General features: G+C 72.2%; 13 protein-coding genes. 10 read left to right on the plus strand and 3 right to left on the minus strand.

The window, feature by feature from the left end; genetic code table 11:
* Window positions 1-21 precede the first annotated feature (21 nt).
* From ACT3T9_RS03165 to ACT3T9_RS03175, 3 genes are read left to right on the plus strand one after another with little or no spacing between them, the layout of a single operon-like run.
* Window positions 22-660: a fluoride efflux transporter FluC gene (locus tag ACT3T9_RS03165; RefSeq protein WP_441443151.1), complete on the plus strand. Its 639-nt coding sequence runs from the start codon at window positions 22-24 to the stop codon at window positions 658-660.
* A complete protein-coding gene (locus ACT3T9_RS03170; RefSeq protein WP_441443150.1) occupies window positions 657-1,067 on the plus strand; it encodes a fluoride efflux transporter FluC in 411 nt (136 codons plus the stop codon). The genes ACT3T9_RS03165 and ACT3T9_RS03170 overlap by 4 nt, the downstream gene beginning before the upstream one ends.
* Entirely contained in the window at window positions 1,064-2,878 is a 1,815-nt protein-coding gene (locus ACT3T9_RS03175; protein WP_444605947.1) for a CopD family protein, read from the plus strand. The genes ACT3T9_RS03170 and ACT3T9_RS03175 overlap by 4 nt, the downstream gene beginning before the upstream one ends.
* A gap of 204 nt (window positions 2,879-3,082) precedes the next feature.
* On the opposite strand, the gene ACT3T9_RS03180 is transcribed toward ACT3T9_RS03175, so the two are convergent.
* The 3 genes from ACT3T9_RS03180 to ACT3T9_RS03190 all read right to left on the minus strand — a co-directional run bounded on the left by ACT3T9_RS03180 (window position 3,083) and on the right by ACT3T9_RS03190 (window position 6,843).
* Window positions 3,083-4,510 carry a flavin-containing monooxygenase gene (locus ACT3T9_RS03180; protein WP_441443148.1) on the minus strand — a complete coding sequence of 476 codons (1,428 nt, stop codon included), beginning with the start codon at window positions 4,508-4,510 and terminating at the stop codon, window positions 3,083-3,085.
* 178 nt (window positions 4,511-4,688) lie between these two features.
* Window positions 4,689-5,654 carry a DUF1345 domain-containing protein gene (locus tag ACT3T9_RS03185; RefSeq protein WP_444605948.1) on the minus strand — a complete coding sequence of 322 codons (966 nt, stop codon included), beginning with the start codon at window positions 5,652-5,654 and terminating at the stop codon, window positions 4,689-4,691.
* Between the two features lie 31 nt (window positions 5,655-5,685).
* Window positions 5,686-6,843, minus strand: a complete 1,158-nt coding sequence (locus tag ACT3T9_RS03190) for an N-acetylglucosamine kinase (RefSeq protein ID WP_444605949.1) — start codon at window positions 6,841-6,843, stop codon at window positions 5,686-5,688.
* Window positions 6,844-7,108: 265 nt separating this feature from the next.
* On the opposite strand from ACT3T9_RS03190, the gene ACT3T9_RS03195 reads away from it, so the two are divergent.
* From ACT3T9_RS03195 to ACT3T9_RS03225, 7 genes are all read left to right on the plus strand, one after another.
* The gene (locus ACT3T9_RS03195) at window positions 7,109-8,083 is read left to right on the plus strand and encodes an N-acetylmuramic acid 6-phosphate etherase (RefSeq protein WP_441443144.1); all 975 of its coding nucleotides are present in this window, start codon (window positions 7,109-7,111) and stop codon (window positions 8,081-8,083) included.
* Window positions 8,084-8,205: 122 nt separating this feature from the next.
* Window positions 8,206-9,897 (plus strand): ABC-F family ATP-binding cassette domain-containing protein, encoded by a 1,692-nt coding sequence (locus ACT3T9_RS03200; protein WP_441443143.1) that lies wholly within the window; start codon window positions 8,206-8,208, stop codon window positions 9,895-9,897.
* 246 nt (window positions 9,898-10,143) lie between these two features.
* On the plus strand, window positions 10,144-11,430 hold the full coding sequence (locus tag ACT3T9_RS03205) for an O-acetylhomoserine aminocarboxypropyltransferase/cysteine synthase family protein (protein WP_441443142.1): 1,287 nt from the start codon (window positions 10,144-10,146) through the stop codon (window positions 11,428-11,430).
* A 288-nt stretch (window positions 11,431-11,718) separates the two neighbouring features.
* Entirely contained in the window at window positions 11,719-12,423 is a 705-nt protein-coding gene (locus ACT3T9_RS03210) for an HAD family hydrolase (protein ID WP_444605950.1), read from the plus strand.
* Window positions 12,420-13,103, plus strand: a complete 684-nt coding sequence (locus tag ACT3T9_RS03215; protein WP_444605951.1) for an HAD family hydrolase — start codon at window positions 12,420-12,422, stop codon at window positions 13,101-13,103. The genes ACT3T9_RS03210 and ACT3T9_RS03215 overlap by 4 nt, the downstream gene beginning before the upstream one ends.
* Before the next feature lie 169 nt (window positions 13,104-13,272).
* Window positions 13,273-15,324 carry a thioredoxin-like domain-containing protein gene (locus ACT3T9_RS03220; protein ID WP_444605952.1) on the plus strand — a complete coding sequence of 684 codons (2,052 nt, stop codon included), beginning with the start codon at window positions 13,273-13,275 and terminating at the stop codon, window positions 15,322-15,324.
* Window positions 15,325-15,432: 108 nt separating this feature from the next.
* On the plus strand, window positions 15,433-17,931 hold the full coding sequence (locus ACT3T9_RS03225; RefSeq protein ID WP_444605953.1) for a pyrophosphatase: 2,499 nt from the start codon (window positions 15,433-15,435) through the stop codon (window positions 17,929-17,931).
* Window positions 17,932-18,031: the final 100 nt, after the last annotated feature.

Here is an 18,031-nt window from a genome sequence, read left to right on the forward strand (position 1 = left end):
AGTCGTCGGTACGCTGTGTCGGTGACCTCGAGCCCCTCTCCCGCGCCCCGCACCCCGCGTCGCGATGACCCGAGGATGCACACGGTCGAGATGGCCGCCGTGCACCTCGAGGACGTCATCGATTCCGAGACGCTGGGCTCCGGGCCGGTTCGCGCTCCACTGACCTGGTGGCAGACCGCGCTGCTGGTCGCGGCAGGTGGTGCGCTCGGAGGAATGCTGCGATTCGCACTGTCGGCGTTAGCCCCGACGGTCACCACTCCCACGCTGGTCGAGGTGCCCTGGGCGACGTTCTGGGTGAATCTGCTCGGCTGCCTCGCGCTCGGCGGGCTCAACGGCGCGCTCGAGGTGCGGTCGGGGAGGTCCTGGATGCAGCCGCTGCTGGGCACCGGCCTGTGCGGGGGCTTCACGACCTTCTCTGCCGTGGTGCTCGAAGGGTCGGCGATGATCGGCGCCGACTTCCCGCTGCTGGCCCTCGCCTACGGGGCGGCGACGGTGCTGCTGTGCCTCGGCGGCCTGATCGTGGGACTGATCCTCGGTCGGCGCTTCGCCGCACCTCGTGAAGCCTCGCTCCGTGATGTTGAGTCCCGTGATGCAGCGGCACGTGATGCTGGGCCCCGTGATGTCGCCCCTCGCGATGCTGATGCGGAGGGCCGGGCATGAGCGCGGGGATGTATCTGCTGGCCGCGCTGCTGGTGGGGATCGGCAGCGGACTCGGGGCCGTCGCACGGTGGGGTCTGCGAGAGCTCATCACCGCCGTGGCCGCAGCGCGCTCCGCTGGCGGCAGCGAGCGGCTGCGCCCCTGGTCCACCTTCGGCGCCAATCTCATCGCATGCTTCTTGATCGGGATCGTGGTGGCGAGGTTCGGCTCCGCGACAGGGACCGGCGAGTTCGTCTACCTGCTGCTGGCGGTCGGTTTCTGCGGCGGCCTGTCCACCCTCTCCACCGCGGCCTTCGACATCGTCGAGCTGGTGCGCCACACCACCTTCTCCCTGGCCCTGGCCTATCTGATGCTGAGCGCCGGCGGCGGGATGGCGGCGCTGTGGCTGGGGTTGGTGATCGCGTCATGAGCACGTCTGTCGCGCAGCGTTCGCGGCCCATGCTGATCGTGATCCTCGGGGCCGTCTTCGCCCTGCTCGCCGGGTTGTCGGTGCTCGCCGCCGATGCTGCGGGCGGCGGCAACCTGGTGCTGCTGGATGCCGGGCCGATCGCCCGCCACGGCGCACCGGTCGCGGCGACTCTCGCCGACCTCGCCGCAGCCCTCACCCTCGGCGGTGCGGTGATCGCCGGCTGGCTGCTGCGTGATGAGGCGGACCGTGCCCGGGTGCTGATCGTGGTGGGAGTGGCCGCCGCGATCACCACCCTCGCCCGGGGAGCCTCCCTCGCCTTCTCCTATGCGGTCGCGACCGGGCAGCCCGTCGGCTCGCCGCGCTTCGGGTCCGATCTCGGTGTCTTCGTCGCCACCGATCTGGGGATCTGGCTGCTGACGGCTCTGGTTGTCGCCGCGGCCACTACCACCGTCGCGGTGCTCGGCAGCTCCGTCCGCATCGCACGCACGGTCGCGGTGCTGGCCGGACTGATCTCCTTCTGCGCTGCGATGACGGGCCACGCAGCCGGCGACGAGACCCACGAGGTGGGCACCTCGACCATGCTCATCCACCTGCTCGCGGTAGGGATCTGGCTGGGAGGGCTGGCCGTGCTGCAGCTCCTCCCGGACCGCGGACGCGATGACGGGGCCGTGGTGCGCGGCTACTCGCACCTGGCGCTCATCTGCTGGGTGGCGCTCGCCCTGAGCGGGGTGTGGGCGCTCGCGGTGAGGATGAACCATCCCGGGGAGATCCTCACCAGCCCGTATGTGCAGCTGGGGGTCGCCAAGGCCGTCCTGCTGCTCCTGCTCGGCGGCCTCGGGGTCCTGCAGCGCCGACAGATCGCCGAGGGCTTCGGCACAGCCCCGGATGCTGCCCGGGGCGCCGTCTCGAAGGATGCGGGCAAGCACGCACGAGCCACCTACCGGCGCCTCGCCGTGCTAGAGCTCGCACTGATGGGACTCGCTGTGGCGCTCGCCGCCGCGATGAGCTCCTCCCCACCACCCGCCGAGGCGGGGACTCCGCCCGGGGGCACCGCCGGGGTGCTCACCGGCTACCCGCTGCCGGCGATGCCGGAGGTGTCCAGCGTGCTCACCGCCTGGCGGCCTGATCCCTTCGGGATGGCGCTGGCCTGCGCGCTGGCGCTGGTGTGGTGGCGGCCCCGGGCGCCCCGTCGTCCGCGCACACAGAGCCTCCGCCTGCTGCTGGGCGCAATGGTGCTGGTGCTGATGACCAGCGGACCGTTGAACGTCTATGGCAAGGTGCTGGTCTCCGCCCACGTGCTGCAGCATGTGCTGCTGATGGTTCTGGCCGGGACGCTGCTGGGCAGCGTCGGGGCCGTTCCGCAGCGTCTGCGGGCACTGGTCGAGGACCGCTGGTGGGTGGCGATGCTGCTGGCCCTGGCCGGCCCGTTGCTGCTGATCCTCGGCTACGTCAGCCCGTTCCTCCGGCTCGCGCTGGACGGGCATGCCGCGCATCTGGCGCTGCAGATGCTGGCACTGGCCGGAGGAGTGCTCACCGCGCTCGCCGTCCGGGCTGTGCCCGTCACGGTTCGGCCCTGGCAGCGCCTGCTGCTGCGCGGGGCTCCGCTGCTGCTGGGTCTCGGCACCGGGGTCGCGCTGCTGCTGACCGACTCATTGCTGGCGGCGAGCTGGTTCGGAGCCACGGGCCGCACCTGGTGGGCTGATGCGCTCGCGGATCAGCAGCGCGCGGGCATCGCGGTGCTGGTGGTGGTGGCGGTCGCCGCGGTGATCGTGATGGTGCCGCGTCGGCGCCGCTCAGATCCTGCCGCCTGAGGCGGCGTCGGCGAGCCTCGTGACGGCCTGGCGGCAGCCGGGCCCTGGAGAGCGATGGCCCGACGGCCCCGCTGCCCGACGGCCCCGCTGCCCGACGGGCGTGCTGCATGACGGGCCTGCTGCGTGACCGCGCTGCTGCCTGACGGCCGTGATGCATGACAGGCCCGTCGGTCCAGTGGGCCGACGGGCCTGGCGAGGTCGAGATCAGGCGAACAGGCCCCGCACTGACCTCAGCCGCGCCAGCAGGGTGTCGCGGTCCGCTGCCGGAACCAGCTTCTCGCCGGTCTCGTGCGTCGAGGCTGCGCTGCGGATCGTGACGCGGTTCGCGCCGACCACGCTGCCGAGCCGGCCCAGCAGCCCGCTCCCGGCGCGCGGGTGGGTGACCGGGACCGCGGATTCGGCACCGGCGCGCAGGCGACGGAACTGCTCGACCGCAGAGGACGAGGAGCCGTCGCGGGTCGCAGCCATCATGTATGCGGCGATATCGGCCTGCTCGACCAGGATCGGCAGCACCCCACCCGCAACTCGCTGCTGGCCCAGGATCACCAGGTCGTCGCGGCCACGGGCGAAGGCGCCCAGGAACAGATCGAGGTCGCCGTCGGCGGTGCGCGGCACCACGTCCTGGGGGAGATGATCGGCACCGGACTCGTATCCGGTGGCGAGCACGATCAGATCCGGGGCGAAGCTCTGATGCCCGGCATGGGATCCGGTGCCGAGATGGGTGACGATGCCCTCGGCATCGATCCCGGTGACTTCCCCGGCAGGGGTGATCCGCCCTTCACGCACCCGGTCCAGCACATCGTCGGAGACGATCACAGCATCCTCGAGCAGGGGCGCCACCGGGGCGGGCAGGCCCATGGAGGCGGGGTCGCCGACGGTACGGCGGATCAGCGTCTCGGCAATCTTCGCGTTGAGCCCTCCGAGCGCGGCGGGCTCGCGGGAGGCGGCCACGTCACCGGGGGTCCCGGCGATGCGGCGCGGCACCACCCAGTGGCCGGTGCGCATCGACCAGCGCACCTCGAGGGCGCGCCGGGCGGCGTCGACCGCGATATCGGCGGCGGACTGGCCCGAGCCGACCACCAGCACCCGCTGGCCCTCGAGCCCGTCGGCCCCGTTCCAGTCCTTGGAGTGGATCACCCGCACCGTCGCCGGGACGGTCTGCGCCCAGTCGGGACGGTGGGGACGCTCGGAGATGCCGTGTGCCGAGATCACCGCGCGGTAGATCCCGATCTCGCCAGTGGACAGCTCCACCTGCCACACCCCCTCCTCGAAGGGGCGGGCGGAGCGCACCGCGGTGCGGGGTCGGAAATGCTCGGTGAGGTCGTGCCGGGCGGCGTAGGCGCGCAGGTACTTCGACATCTGGGTGGGTGAGAGGAACTCCGGGAAGGAGACCGGCTGCAGCATGTCCTCGTACTGGGTGTGCTCGCGCGAGGAGATCATCTCCATCGTGGGCCACACCGGGGAGTCCTCGCGCTCCGGGTCCCAGATCCCGCCGACGTGCTTGGCACGGTCCACCAGGTCGAAGGGCACCTCGAGCGCCTTCAGCGCTGCGGCGGCGGCGAGACCGGCGGGGCCGGCGCCGATGATCAGCACCTTCTCGCGGGTGGGGATCTGGTCGTGGAGATCGGGCATCGAGAGGAGCCTTCTTCCGAGTCGGGCGGCGCGCGGTGCCCGGTGCGGATTCCGGACACCCGGCTCAGCAGCGGGCGGACGCTGGCCATCCTAATCGCCGAGCCCGCCGCGGGATGCCGCAACGGCGCGAGCGTGATCGACGGGACGTCACCGCGGGCGCCGACGAGCAGTCCGCGGCTCAGGTCACCGCGGTGACCACCGCAGAGACACCGAGCGTGACGATGATGGTGCTGGTGACGTGCGCGAGGATCACGTGGTTCCGCACCAGGCGACGGGCCGAGGCGGTCAGCGGCGTGAGGTCCCCGGCGCCGGAGGACGCCTGGATCAGCACCGCCCCGTACACGTACTCGGCGATGCCCCGGTCCTTGCCGGTGGTCCCCGGGAGGGAGAAGGCGGTGGCGTGGGAGTCCTCGGCGGCGTATTCGACCGCGAAGGTCATCACCGCACCGATCCAGGCCGTCACCACGGCACCTGCCGTCAGCGCGAGCAGCGCGGCGATCGGTATCCCCGGCGGAGGGACGATCAGCAGCAGCGCCGCGAGCACTGCGATCAGCAGCATCTGCATCACCTCGCTGAAAGAGCTCGAACGGCCCATGTACCACCGGTAGAAGCGCACGTGGCGCCGTGCCCGGGGCAGCCGCGCGGCCGCGACCAGGCGATGGCGCGGCTGAGCAGTGAGCACCCACAGGGTCAGTCCCGCGAAGGTCAGCGAGTACAGCGACACAGTGATGATCAGCAGCATGAGGAACAGCGGCAGCTGCACCTCGGCGGTCTCCGCCCCACGGAGCGACGAGGCCAGTGGCACCACGATGACGGCACCGATCCCCAGGGAGAGCACGCTCGATGCCAGCAGCCGCAGGTTCTCCGAGAGCAGGCGGCGGCGCAGTGAACGGCGGTGCCGAGGGAGCCGTCGGCGGCGCGCAGGACGCACCCGCTCCCTCACCACCGGACGGTCGGCCGCACTCCGGGACTGCTCGCTCGGCGACTGCTCGGCCGCACCGTCGTCGGCTTGGCGAGTCTGTTCGATCGCACCGTCGTCGGCTTGGTGAGTCTGCTCGGCCGCACCGTCGGACTGGTGGGTCTGTTCGGTCGTGTCGTCGGGCTGGAGGGCCTGTTCGGCCGTGTGGTCGGGCTGGTCAGCCACGGTCTCGGGCTGTTCTCGGTGGGGGAGTCGGTCATGACTGCAGCTCTCCGGCCAGCTCCCGGGCCAGGAGCAGCGCCCCGGGCAACCCGGTAGCGGCGGTGCGGAAGGAACGCCCCTCCGCTCGCAGCCCGGCTTCGACGGCCTCGCGGATCGGCCCCGGGCCTGCCAGCACCGACCCGGCGAGCACCACCGGCAGCTCGCCCTGCGGATCCAGCGCCTGCACGGTCTCGAGCACATGGCCGATCGCGACCTCGAGGATCTCGCGGGCCACCGGATCGGTCGCGACCCGTCCGGGCAGGCGGGCGAAGCGTCCGAGCGCCGCGGGCGCACCCGCCGGGAGCTGCTCATCGAGGGCACGGATCAGGTCCTGGCGGGGATCGCCGGTGGCCGACGGGGGCAGCAGCCCCTCCCGCAGATCCAGAGCCAGGAGCTCACCGACCTCCTCGGTCAGCAGAGTCCGCGGTCCGCGGCCGTCGATGTCCGCGGCGACCGCCTCGAGCGTGCGGCGCCCCAGCCAGACCGCGGAGCCGATGTCGCCCAGCAGCCACCCCATCCCGTCGCGACGGGCCACCGCCTCCCGGTCCTGGAAACGGACCGCGACCGCGCCGGTCCCGGCCAGCACCAGCAGCCCGTCATCGCCCACGCCGCCGGCGAGGAAGCCGGTGTGCAGGTCATCCGTGATCAGGACCCGGGCCGGATCGATGCCGAGCTGGGTCAGGCGCTCGCCGACCGCTCTGCGCACCTCCAGTGCCCGAGCCGGCCCTGCACCGGAGATGCCGAGCGCCACCGCGGCGACCCCGTCGGCCTGTCCCAGACCGTCATGTCCCTGGACGCCCTGCTCCAGCTCCCCGCGCCCCCGGGACAGGACCTCGCGGACCGTCTCGACCAAGTTGTCCGGGGCCTCGACTCCCGAAGAACGAAGGTTCGCCCCCGGCCCCTCGGCCTCCGCGACCACGGACCCGTCCCTCTGCGCGAGCACCACTCGGGAGCTGGTCCCGCCGATGTCTCCCGCGATCAGCAGCGACGGAGCCTCGGACCTCGTCGGGAGCATGTCGCCGTGACCGGCCTGCGCCGCGGCGACGTCGTCCGTCGGCGGCCGATCGACCGGCTCGACCGACGGCGCGATGACCGGCTTGGTGGACGGCACGGTGGGCAGCTCAAAGGCCGGCTCAGCGTCGGACGTATTCATCGGTTCCCCTCGTCTGGACCTCACATGGTAGGCGGGCCGCACGGGAGAGCGCCGACATCTCGCTACCCTGGTCCGCAGCACGGTGAGCGACGCCCCGAGGACCGATGAAGGTCCAGCGGCATCGCCCCACCGACATCTGGCCCGGACATCCAGCCCCAACTCCAGCTCTGACATCCAGCCCCGACATCCAGCCCCGACATCTGGCTCTGACGTCCAGCCCGGATTTCCAGCACTGACATCCAGCCCCGATCCACAGGAGACCGACGTGAGCACCCCCCAGCCGGACCCGAGCCTCCTCGACGTCCGCCTCGTCGACCTCGCCTCCCCGACCGAGGAGCGCAACCCCGCGAGCTCCGAGCTCGATGTGCTCGATGCCCGCGGCATGGTCGACGTGATCCTCGCCGAGGAGGCGACGGTCGCCGCGGCAGTCCAGGCGCAGGCCGCGCAGATCGCCGCCCTGGTCGAAACCTGCGTCGCGGCGATCACCGCAGGCGGCACCGTCCACTACCTCGGTGCCGGCACCTCCGGGCGGCTCGCTGTCCTGGATGCCGTCGAGCTCGCCCCCACCTTCAACGCCGATGCGTCGATGATCACCGCACATCTGGCAGGCGGCGACGGCGCCTTCCTCACCGCGGTCGAGGGCGCCGAGGATTCGGCCGAGGCCGGAGCGGAGCTGGTGCGCACCGAATGCCGTGCCGGGGATGTGGTGATCGGCCTGGCCGCGAGCGGTCGCACCCCGTTCGTCGGCGGCGCACTGGAGGCGGCACGCGCCGCCGGGATGCCCACTGCCCTGATCTCGGCGAACCCCCAGGCCTCGCTCGCCCCCCTCGCCGATCACCCGATCCTGCTGGACGTCGGCCCAGAGGTCGTCACCGGCTCCACCCGGATGAAAGCGGGCACGGCCCAGAAGCTCACCCTGAACGCCCTGTCCACCGCGACCATGGTCCGGCTCGGCACCACCTTCGGGAACCTGATGATCGACGTGCGGCCCACCAACGCGAAGCTCGTGGCGCGCACGGTGCGGATGCTGGTGCAGGCCAGCGGGGCTACGCCGCAGCACGCCGCCGAGGTGCTCGAGGCCGCCGCCGGCAGCGTGCGGGTGGCACTGGTCGCGCTGCTGGCAGGCGCCGAGCCGGCCGCCGCCGCGGAGGTGCTCGAGCGTTTCCCGCGCGATGCCCGCCGCGCCGGTGATCCGGCCGGGATCCGCTCCGCCGTGGCCGCGCTCGACGAGCGGAGCTGATCGCGGCGGGGTGCCGCGCAGAGAATTCCCTGGACCTCCGCGCAAGGGATGTCTACGGTGCTCCCATGCGCCTGTGATCAGCCTCCGTCGTCCACCGACCCTCCCCGTCGAGGAGCTGCTCCATGCCTGCGCACCCCACCACGCCCTTCCCCTCCGCCATGGCGACCGCCACCGGCGACCCCGCCCTCCATCTGCGGGCCGACGGGATCTCCTTCTCCTTCCCGGATCGCCGCGTCCTCACCGATGTGAGCCTGGTGGTGCCCGCCGGCCGACCCACCGGCCTGCTCGGCGAGAACGGCAGCGGGAAGTCCACCCTGCTGCGGATCCTCTCCGGAGAGCTCGCCCCCGATGCGGGCACGAGGATTGCCCCCGGGCCTGTCCGCGTGCTCCATCAGGAGCTCCCCTTCGGCCCTGCGGCGACCGTGCACGACGTGGTCGCCGATGCCCTCGAGCGTTCCCGCCGCCTCGAACTGGAGCTGGTCGCCGCCGGAGAGGCGCTCGCCGCCGACGGGGGAGAGCTCGCCGCGCACGCTGTGCTCCGATACGACGCCCTGCTCGCGGAGGCGACCCTCGCGGACGTCTGGAACGCTGACCGGCGCGCCGAGGAGGTGCTGAGCGGCCTGGGCCTGGACCCGGTGGCGCCCAGCACCGAGATCAGCAGGATCAGCGGCGGCCAGCGGGAGCGCCTGGCGCTCGCCCATCTGCTCATCGCCCGCCCCACCACCTGGCTGCTCGACGAGCCCACCAACCACCTCGACGACGACGGCGCCGCCTTCCTGGCCAGCGCGATCGCCGCGCACCCCGGACCGGTCCTGATCGCGAGCCACGACCGCGCCTTCCTCGACGACGCCACCGCTGCACAGCTCGACCTGGACCCCGCGGAATCGCCGGTCGCGGACGAGCCCGGCGGGCTCACCGTCTACACCGGGGGCTTCAGCGACTACCTGCTGGCCCGCTTCGAGGCGCGCGACCGCTGGGAGCATCGCTATCGCACCGAGCAGGAGGAGCTGAAGGCGCTGCGCCAGGAGGTGAAGGACTCCGAGACCGTCGGACACGTAGGTGCCGCGCCGCGCACCGAGGGAAAGATGGCGAAGCGGTTCTACGAGGACCGCAACGCCACCGTCGTCTCCCGCCGGCTCCGGGAATCGCGGGCACGCCTCGCCCAGCTCGAGGAGAGCCAGGTGCGCAAGCCCGCCGCCGAACTGCACCTCACCCACCTCCCCGAGGCCACCGGCCGCGCGCAGAGCGGGACGGTGCAGCTTGCGGTCAGCGAGGTCGAGGTCGCCCGCCGCCTCGCCCCCACCTCCTTCAGTCTGTCGGTGGGGGAGCGGCTGCTGATCACCGGCGCGAACGGGAGCGGGAAGTCCACGCTGCTCGACGTCATCGCCGGCCGGCTCGCCCCCACCGGTGGCACCGTGGACAGGCCCCGGGGCCTGCGGATCGGGCACCTCGGTCAGGACGACGAGGCCATTCCGGGTCGCAGCGTCCGGCAGCATCTGCACGCGGCCGCAGGGCTGGATGCGACGGCCGACGATGCAGTCCCCGAACTGTTCGGACTGGTCCATCCTCGTGACCTCGACCGGCCGCTCGAGCTGCTCTCCCGCGGCCAGCTGCGACGGGTGATGCTCGCCGCGGTGCTTCTGGACCCGCCAGAGCTGCTGGTCCTCGACGAGCCCACCAACCATCTCGCTCTGATCACCGCGACCCGGCTCGAGGCGGCACTCGAGGACTGGGACGGCACCCTGCTGATCGCCTCCCACGACCGCTGGCTGCGCAGCCGCTGGCAGGGAGAGCGGCTCGAGCTCGGAGCCTGACCCTGGGTCCTGGGTCCTGGGTCCTGGGTCCTGGGTCCTGGGTCCTGGGTCCTGGGTCCTGGGCTCTGGGTCCTGGGTCCTGGGTCCTGCGTTCTGCGTTCTGCGTTCTGCGCCCTGCGTTCTGCGCCAGCGGCTCGGCTCCGTCGGGCAGCGACGGGGCGATGTCACACGCGTTCATCTTCCTCGGCACGGAACCATCTGCCGGGCCAGGCTGCGCCCATCACCCGTCCCAGGAGGAGCACCGCCATGACACAGCAGACGCAGAAGTTCGAGACCCTGACCATCCACGCCGGCCAGTCTCCCGACTCGGACGCCGGCTCCCGCGCCCTGCCGATCCACCAGACCACGAGCTTCGTGTTCCCCTCGGCAGAATCTGCCGCGGACCGCTTCGCACTCGCCGAGGCCGGCCACATCTACTCACGCATCAACAACCCCACCCAGGGCGCGGTCGAGGATCGCATCGCCGCACTCGAGGGTGGCGCGGCCGGGCTGCTGCTCGCCTCCGGGCAGAGCGCGATCACCCTGTCGATCCTGAACCTCGCCGGCACCGGCGACTCCATCGCCGTCTCCCCGAGCCTGTACGGCGGCTCGTTCAACCTCTTCAAGCACACTCTGAAGCGGCTCGGCATCACCGCGCAGTGGGTGGCCGACCCGACCGATCCCGAGTCCTGGCGCGCCGCCGCGGATGACACCACCCGCGCGTTCTTCGTCGAGTCGATCCCCAACCCCAAGCAGGACATCCCGGACCTGCGCGCGATCGCGGACGTCGCCCACGAGGTCGGGGTGCCGCTGATCGTGGACAACACCGTCGCGACCCCCTTCCTGCTGCGTCCGCTCGAGCACGGCGCGGATGTCGTCGTGCACTCGGCGACCAAGTTCCTCGGCGGCCACGGCACCTCGATCGCCGGCGTGATCGTGGACGGCGACAGCTTCGACTTCGCCGCCCACGCGGAGAAGTACCCCCAGTTCAACGAGCCCGACGAGTCCTACAACGGCCTCGTCTTCGCAGGCCTGCCGGCCGCGTTCGCGACCCGTGCCCGCACCAATCTGCTGCGTGACCTGGGCCCGGCCGTATCCCCGTTCAACGCCTTCCTGATCGGGCAGGGTCTGGAGACGCTGCCCCTGCGCATGGAGCGTCACCTCGAGAACACGCACAAGGTCGCCGCCTTCCTCGAAGGTGATGATCGCGTGGGCCCGGTGACCTGGGCGTCCCTGGACTCGTCCCCCTACAAGGCGACCGCCGACAAGTACCTGCCGCGCGGCGCGGGCAGCGTGCTCGGCTTCGTCCTGCCCGGCGGGCTCGAGGCCGGCAAGCGCTTCGTCGACGCCCTCACCCTCCACTCCCACGTCGCGAACATCGGTGACGTGCGCTCGCTGGTGATCCACCCCGCCTCGACCACTCACTCGCAGCTCTCCGAGCAGGAGCAGCGGGCGGCCGGGATCGAGCCCGGTTTCGTGCGCCTGAGCGTGGGCATCGAGCACATCGACGACATCCTCGCCGACATCGAGCAGGGCCTCGCCGCCGCAGCCTGACCCGCGCCCGTGCCGCGTCGTCTGACGCGCGCCCACGTCGTCTGGCGCACGCCCCTCGCCGCGTGAGGCGCCGGTCCTACCTCCATCCCCTCTGAGCTGTCGCTCGCGCACCCTCGAAGCGACAGTTCAGAGGGGATGCTTGTCGGGAGCGGGGGAGGGATGGTCGTCAGGAGCGGGGGAGATGCTGCGCGACCGTGAGGGAGGAGCCTGGTGAGGAGGAGCCTCGTCGGGAGCAGCTGGCGTGAGCGGTTCGACTGCCGTGCAGGATGGGTGGATACCCTGGTCGGCATGACCCTCGAGCCTGTTGCACTTCTTTCCTCCCCGCTGGACCAGTGGCCCCCGCGCTGGTCGCCGAGCGGAGTGATCTTCGACTGCGATGGGCTGCTGGTGGACACCGAGAGCCAGTGGGTCGCGCTGCAGGACGACTACCTCGCCCGGCACGGCGCGGCCCTCGACCCGGAGACCCGCCGCGCGATCACCGGCCGCGCCGCCGAGCTGGTCGTGCTCACCATCGCGGACGTCGTGGACAAGGACCCGCTCCTGGTCGGCGAGGAGCTGATCTCCGCGCACCGCGAGCACGTCGGGGACCGGCTCACTCCGCTGCCCGGTGCGCTCGAGGCGCTGCGTGCGATGGCCGCGGTGCGCCCGGTCGCCGTCGCCTCGAACTCCCCGCGCGATCTGCTCGACGCCAAGCTCGACGGTCTCGGGATCGCCGACGTCGTCGACACCTCGATCGCGATCGACGACGTCGCAGAGCCCAAGCCTGCTCCGGACATGTATCTCGCCGCGGCCCGTGCGCTCGGCGTCGACCCCGTCGACTGCCTCGGCTTCGAGGATTCCGATACCGGTGCGGAGGCCGCGCTGGCGGCCGGCCTGCAGCTGATCGCGGTGCCGTCGATCCTCGGCCAGGAGCCGCGCGCGCCGCGCCGACTGGCATCCATGGCCGACCCGGTGCTGAGCGGCTGGATCGCCGGCTGGGAGCTGCGGCGATGAGCGGGGCGGAGGTGCCGGCCCGTTTCGCGGAGGCATTCGGGGACTGGACCCCGCGCGCCGTCGTCTTCGACTGCGACGGACTGCTGCTGGACACCGAATCGGTCTGGCAGCGCACCGAGGACCTGGTCGTCGCGGCACACGACGCCCAGCTCCAGGCCGGCGACGAGGACGTGCTGCACGGCTCCACCATCGAGGCTGCCGCCGAGCTGATCTCACGCCGCTCCGGCCACGACGAGCAGGAGGTCCTCGCGGATCTCCACCGCGAGTTCGAGCGTGAGCTCTCCGCCGGGATCCGCACCATGGCGGGCGCCGAGGAGATCCTGCGCCTGGCGGGGGAGAAGGTGCCGCTGGGCTGCGCCTCGAACTCGTGGCTGGCCGCGTTGGAGGACAAGCTGACCCTCGGCGGGCTGCGCGAGAAGTTCGCGGTGCTCGAGGCCTCGGACACCGTCGAGAACGCCAAGCCCGCTCCGGACATGTACGCCGCCGCGGCCCGTGCCCTCGGCATCGGGCCGTCGGACGTGCTCGCCTTCGAGGACTCGGGGACCGGGGCGCAGGCCGCGCGCGATGCAGGTCTGCGCCTGATCGCGGTCCCGGCTCCCGGCTATGACGCCCCGCCCGCGGATCTGGCGCTGACCTCGCTGACCGACCCCGACCTCGCGGCCTGGATCCGCAGCTGGTGAGCTGAAGGAGCCGTTCCGGCCGTCTCGCAGGGCGTGGGAACGACGTGATCGTCAGCGTGGTCGTCAGCGTGGTCGTCAGCAGGAGCGAGCACGCGGGAGAGCGGCCCGGATGTCCGCGCATGTCACCCGAGTTCGACCTGCGACGCCGATCCGGTGTTCACTGGTCCCCATGAGCACAGCGTCCGATCCTTCTGCGCCCCTGACCGCCCGCGCCCACGGCTCCGCCCTGCGCGGCCGCGGCTGGCTGAACACGGGAGGTGTGGAGCTCGACCTCGAAGCGCTGCGGGGGAAGATCGTCCTGCTGGACTTCTGGACCTTCTGCTGCGTGAACTGCCTGCATGTGCTCGACGAGCTGCGCCCTCTGGAAGAGAAGTGGGAGCAGGAGCTCGTGGTCATCGGGGTGCACTCGCCGAAGTTCGAGTTCGAGAAGGACCCTGAGGCACTGGCCGCCAACATCGAGCGCTACGAGGTCACCCACCCGGTCATCGATGACCCGGAGCTGGAGACCTGGAGCGCCTACGGGGCCCGCGCCTGGCCCACCCTGATGGTGCTGGACACCCATGGCCGCATCGCCGGCAACCTCTCCGGTGAGGGGCATGCCGCGAACCTCGACCAGCTCGTCGAGCAGCTGGTCGCCGAGGGAGAGGCCGACGGCTCGCTGCGTCGCGGCCCGGCCCCCACCGTGCTCACCGAGCGCACCCCCCAGACCCTCCGCTTCCCCTCGAAGCTCTCGGTCCTGCCGGACGGGCGCCTGGTGGTCTCCGATGCCGGCCAGCACCGGCTGGTGGTCTTCCAGAACGACGGCACGACGGTCGACGCGATCATCGGGACCGGGACCCGCGGCCACGCCGACGGTGACGCGGAGATCGCACAGTTCGCCGAGCCCAACGGCGTCCTCGCGCTCCCTGACGAGATCGCCGCCGAGGTCGGTTACGACCTGCTGATCGCCGATACGGTGAACCACCGACTGCGCGGGGTGAAGGTCGGCCAGGACCGCCTGCTGCGCTCGCGCACCGCGACCGAGGTGACCACCGTCGCCGGCACCGGTGCGCAGTGGATGCAGGGCGAGCCGCTGCCCCGGGGCGAGGGGGATGCACGCACCTATTCACTGTCCACGCCGTGGGACCTGACCTGGTCGCATGTGCTGAACCGGGCGGTCATCGCGATGGCCGGCATCCACCAGCTGTGGACTTTCGACCCGGTCACCGGTGCGCTCATGGTGCTCGCCGGCACCACCCAGGAGGGCCTGGTGGACGGTCCGGCCGTGACCTCCTGGTGGGCCCAGCCCTCCGGGCTCGACGAGCTGCCCGACGGCCGCATCGTGATCGCCGACTCCGAGACCTCCGCCGTGCGCATCCTGGACCCGCGCACGATGCAGGTCAGCACCCTCGTGGGGCACGGGCTGTTCGACTTCGGGCATGTGGACGGCGCCGCGGACGTCGCGCGGTTCCAGCACCCGCTCGGGGTGACGGCACTGCCCGATGGCCGCATCGCGGTCAGCGACACCTACAACGGCGCGATCCGGATCATCGAGGAGCCGTCGGCCGACGGCGACCACGCCACCACGGGCGGCATCACCGCCCTCAGCGGCATGGTCGGGATCGCGGACCTGCCGGGCGCCTCGGGCACAGGCACCGCTGCTGGGGGCACCGCTGCCGGGGGGAACGGGGCCGGGGACGGCGGCGGGACCGCGCACGTGGTCACGGTCGCCACCGACCTCAAGGAGCCGTCGGACGCGATCGTCGGCCCGCCGGTGGACGGCATCGGTCAGCTGATCGTCGTCGAGTCCGGCACCCACCGCATCACCTGGGTGCCTGTGGCGAAGGCTGCCGAACGGATGATCGACCAGGGCGCTCAGCGCTCCGAACGGCCGGTCACCGAGGTGGGACCGGGCCCGCTCACCGTGCGAGTGCTGTTCACCCCGCCGCCGGGCCACAAGCTCGATGACTCCCTGGGCCCCTCGACCCAGGTGACCATCTCGACCACCCCGACCTCGATGCTCACCGCAGGTGCCGGGGTGGACACCGCCCTCGAGCGCACGCTCGAGCTCGATCCCGCCTACACCGAGGGAGTGCTGCACGTCAGCGCCCGGGCCGCCTCCTGCGATGCAGATCCGGCGGTCGAGTTCCCGGCCTGCCACATGCATCAGCAGGACTGGGGAGTCCCGATCCGAGTCGTCGAAGGCGGACCGGATCATCTCGATCTCTCGCTGCTGGACTGAGTCGGTCCAGGCCCCGGCCGCCGCCCTCCGCTATTCTCGTCCGCCGGAGCCCCGCTCCGGTGCGTTGACCTGCTCGGCCTGCCGAGCCCCGTCGTCGGAAGCTCACCCGTGGATCTGATCACGCAATTCCCCCTGGGCGACGATCTCGCCTGGACCCTCCTGGCGCTCGGCGTGCTCGCCCTCGCCGCCCTCGTCGCGGGGGCCGTCGTCCCCAGCCGGATGCGTCGAGATGAGGACAGCGACCAGGTCGACGACGCACTCGGCCATCGCCTCGGCGCGCAGCTGCTCTCCGCCGGCTCGCTGATGCTGTGGATCGGCCTGCCGGTCGCGGTGCTGCTGTACCTCGCTCCCGGCACGACCGATGACCGGATCCTGCGCTCCGCGCTGCTGCTGGTGGGCGTCGCCCTCGGACCGCTCGCGGCCTGGCGCGGCATCGCCATCCAGCTGGCCGCCCTCGGCATCGCCGCCGAACGACGCGCCGCGATGATCTCCCGGCTGGGGGCGCTCGCCGTCACCGGGGCACTGGCCGTCGCGATCATCCCGATCGTCATCATCGTGTGGTTCCTGCAGACGACCGCCGGACCGGCGCTGATGGCCCTGGCCGCAGGCGCTGCGATCTCCGCCCTGGCGATCCGGGTCTGCGGGGCACCCATCGAGGCGGCCGCCTCCTCCGCCGGGCTCCTCGTGGGAACCGACGAGCACGAGCTGGACGCGGAAGACCCGCAGAACCTGGGCGGTCCGCACCTGCGCAGCGCCCGCATGTTCCGCCGCGGAGGTGGACTCAGCGCCGATCTGGTCGCCGTGGCCACAGCGGTCGCCGCGGTCGGAGTGCTGCTGGGGATCCCCGTCTTCGCGGCGGAAGGATTCATCGTGGTGCTGCTGGGGCTCGGAGCGGCACTGCTGGCCGCTGCCATCGCCGCAGTGATGCCCCACGTCGGCAGCACCGGCCATGAGCGCGGAGCGCTCCGTCTGGGCGGGCTGATCCCGGCAGTGCTCGGCGCCGCCGGAGCAGTCGCCGCCGCTGCGCTGTGGATCCCGTCCCTCTACAAGGACCTCCGCTTCGAGGACGTGGGCCTCGAGAACTTCACGGACCCGGCGATCACCGGCGGCACCCCCACCCCGCGCGAGCAGCTCGAGCCGCAGATCGAGGGCGCGCTGACTGACATGGGCCAGTGGCTGACCAGCACCGATGAGTCGCAGTACGCGAGCGCCTTCCTGGACACCCTCACGCTCTACTCGATCACCCCCAACGTGGTGGTCGCGATCGCCCTCGGCCTCGGCGCCCTCACCGCGCTGGGCACGGTGGCGCTGCTGGGCGGCACCGGGCACCGCTTCGGCGGGACCGTGCTGCGCGCCGCCCGCACCGCCCGCACCGGCGGGGCGCTCGGCCTCACCGCCGGGCTCGGCTCGACCGCGCTCACCGCGGCCGGAGTCGTGGCCCTGCTGGTCCTGATCACCACGGTCATCGCCGTGCTCTCCGCCGGGGTGCCCGCCCTCGCGCTCGCGCTGCTGGCATATTCCGGGATCGGCGCCCTGATCGTGGTGGCGGCCCATGCGGGCTCCCTCCTGGCGTCCACTCTGACCGAGGGCCCGGAGATCGACGCCGGGCTGGCCAACGCCGGTTCCGGTGCCGCGACCGGTCCGCGCGCGGCGCTGCTGCTGGCAGGCGCCCTCACCGCCCTGCCCGTGCTGGGCCCGCTGGGCAGCGCCCTGCAGCTCGCACCCCGCGCCGCGACCGTCTGGGAGGACCGTGCCCTGCACGCCGTCGGTCCCACCTCCCTGACCGTGCTCGGCGGGGTGGGGCTCGGCGTGATCACCGTGCTGCTGGTGACCGCCTCCCTGCTCGACGGCGCCCGCCGCCTCGGTGCGAATGCCGTGGTCGAGACCCGCGCCTCGATGCTCGAGGGCCGTGCCCGCGCCGAGCTGGTCGAGCTCTCGGAGATGGTGCGCCGCGCCGCCGTGCCGTCCGTGGTGCTGGTCGTGCTGATGCCGATCGTGGCCGGGTTCGGTCTGGGACCGGGGGCTCTGCCCGGACTGGTGATCGGGGTGGTGCTCACGGCGACAGGCCTGGGCCTGTGGCTGCTCGGCTCCGCCTCGACCCTCGAGAACGCCGCGGCCGTGATCGGCTCGGGCCGCTATGGCGGTCGCGGCTCCTGGGGCCACTCCGGCGCCCTGGGCGGCACGGTGCTGACCGGCATCCTGCGCGCCGCCGTCGGCTCCGTCGCGCTCCCGCTGCTGCTGACCACCTCGCTGCTGGCGGCGCTGTCCGTCAGCGCCGTGGTGGGCATGACCACCGACGGCACCAGCGCCTTCCTGCGCTGGGGCATCGCCGTGCTCGCCCTCGTCATCGTGCTGGTCTGCTGGGTGGTGGCCGCGACGGCCCCCGAGGTGGATCTCGAAGATGGTGAGGGAGAGATCTCCCGGCCGCTGTTCGCCCGGGCCGAGGAGACTGCGGACGGGGGTCTGGATGCGATGGACTGGGGGGCCGACGATGAGAACGTCGAGCAGGTCCCGGTGCCTGCTCAGAAGCCGACCCGCGCCCAGCGCAAGAAGCGCCGCGCCGAGGCGAGGGCCGCAGAGGAGTCCGACGAGGAGGACGAGGACTGACCGTCCCCGCAGGGCCCAGACGGCCCCGCCGGGTCCAGACCGCGTAGTCGGGCTCAGACGGCCCCGCCGGCCTCAGACAGCGAAGCGCCCCGTTCGATCC

Source organism: Brachybacterium sp. AOP29-B2-41 (genome assembly GCF_052378395.1).
Lineage (GTDB): Bacteria > Actinomycetota > Actinomycetes > Actinomycetales > Dermabacteraceae > Brachybacterium.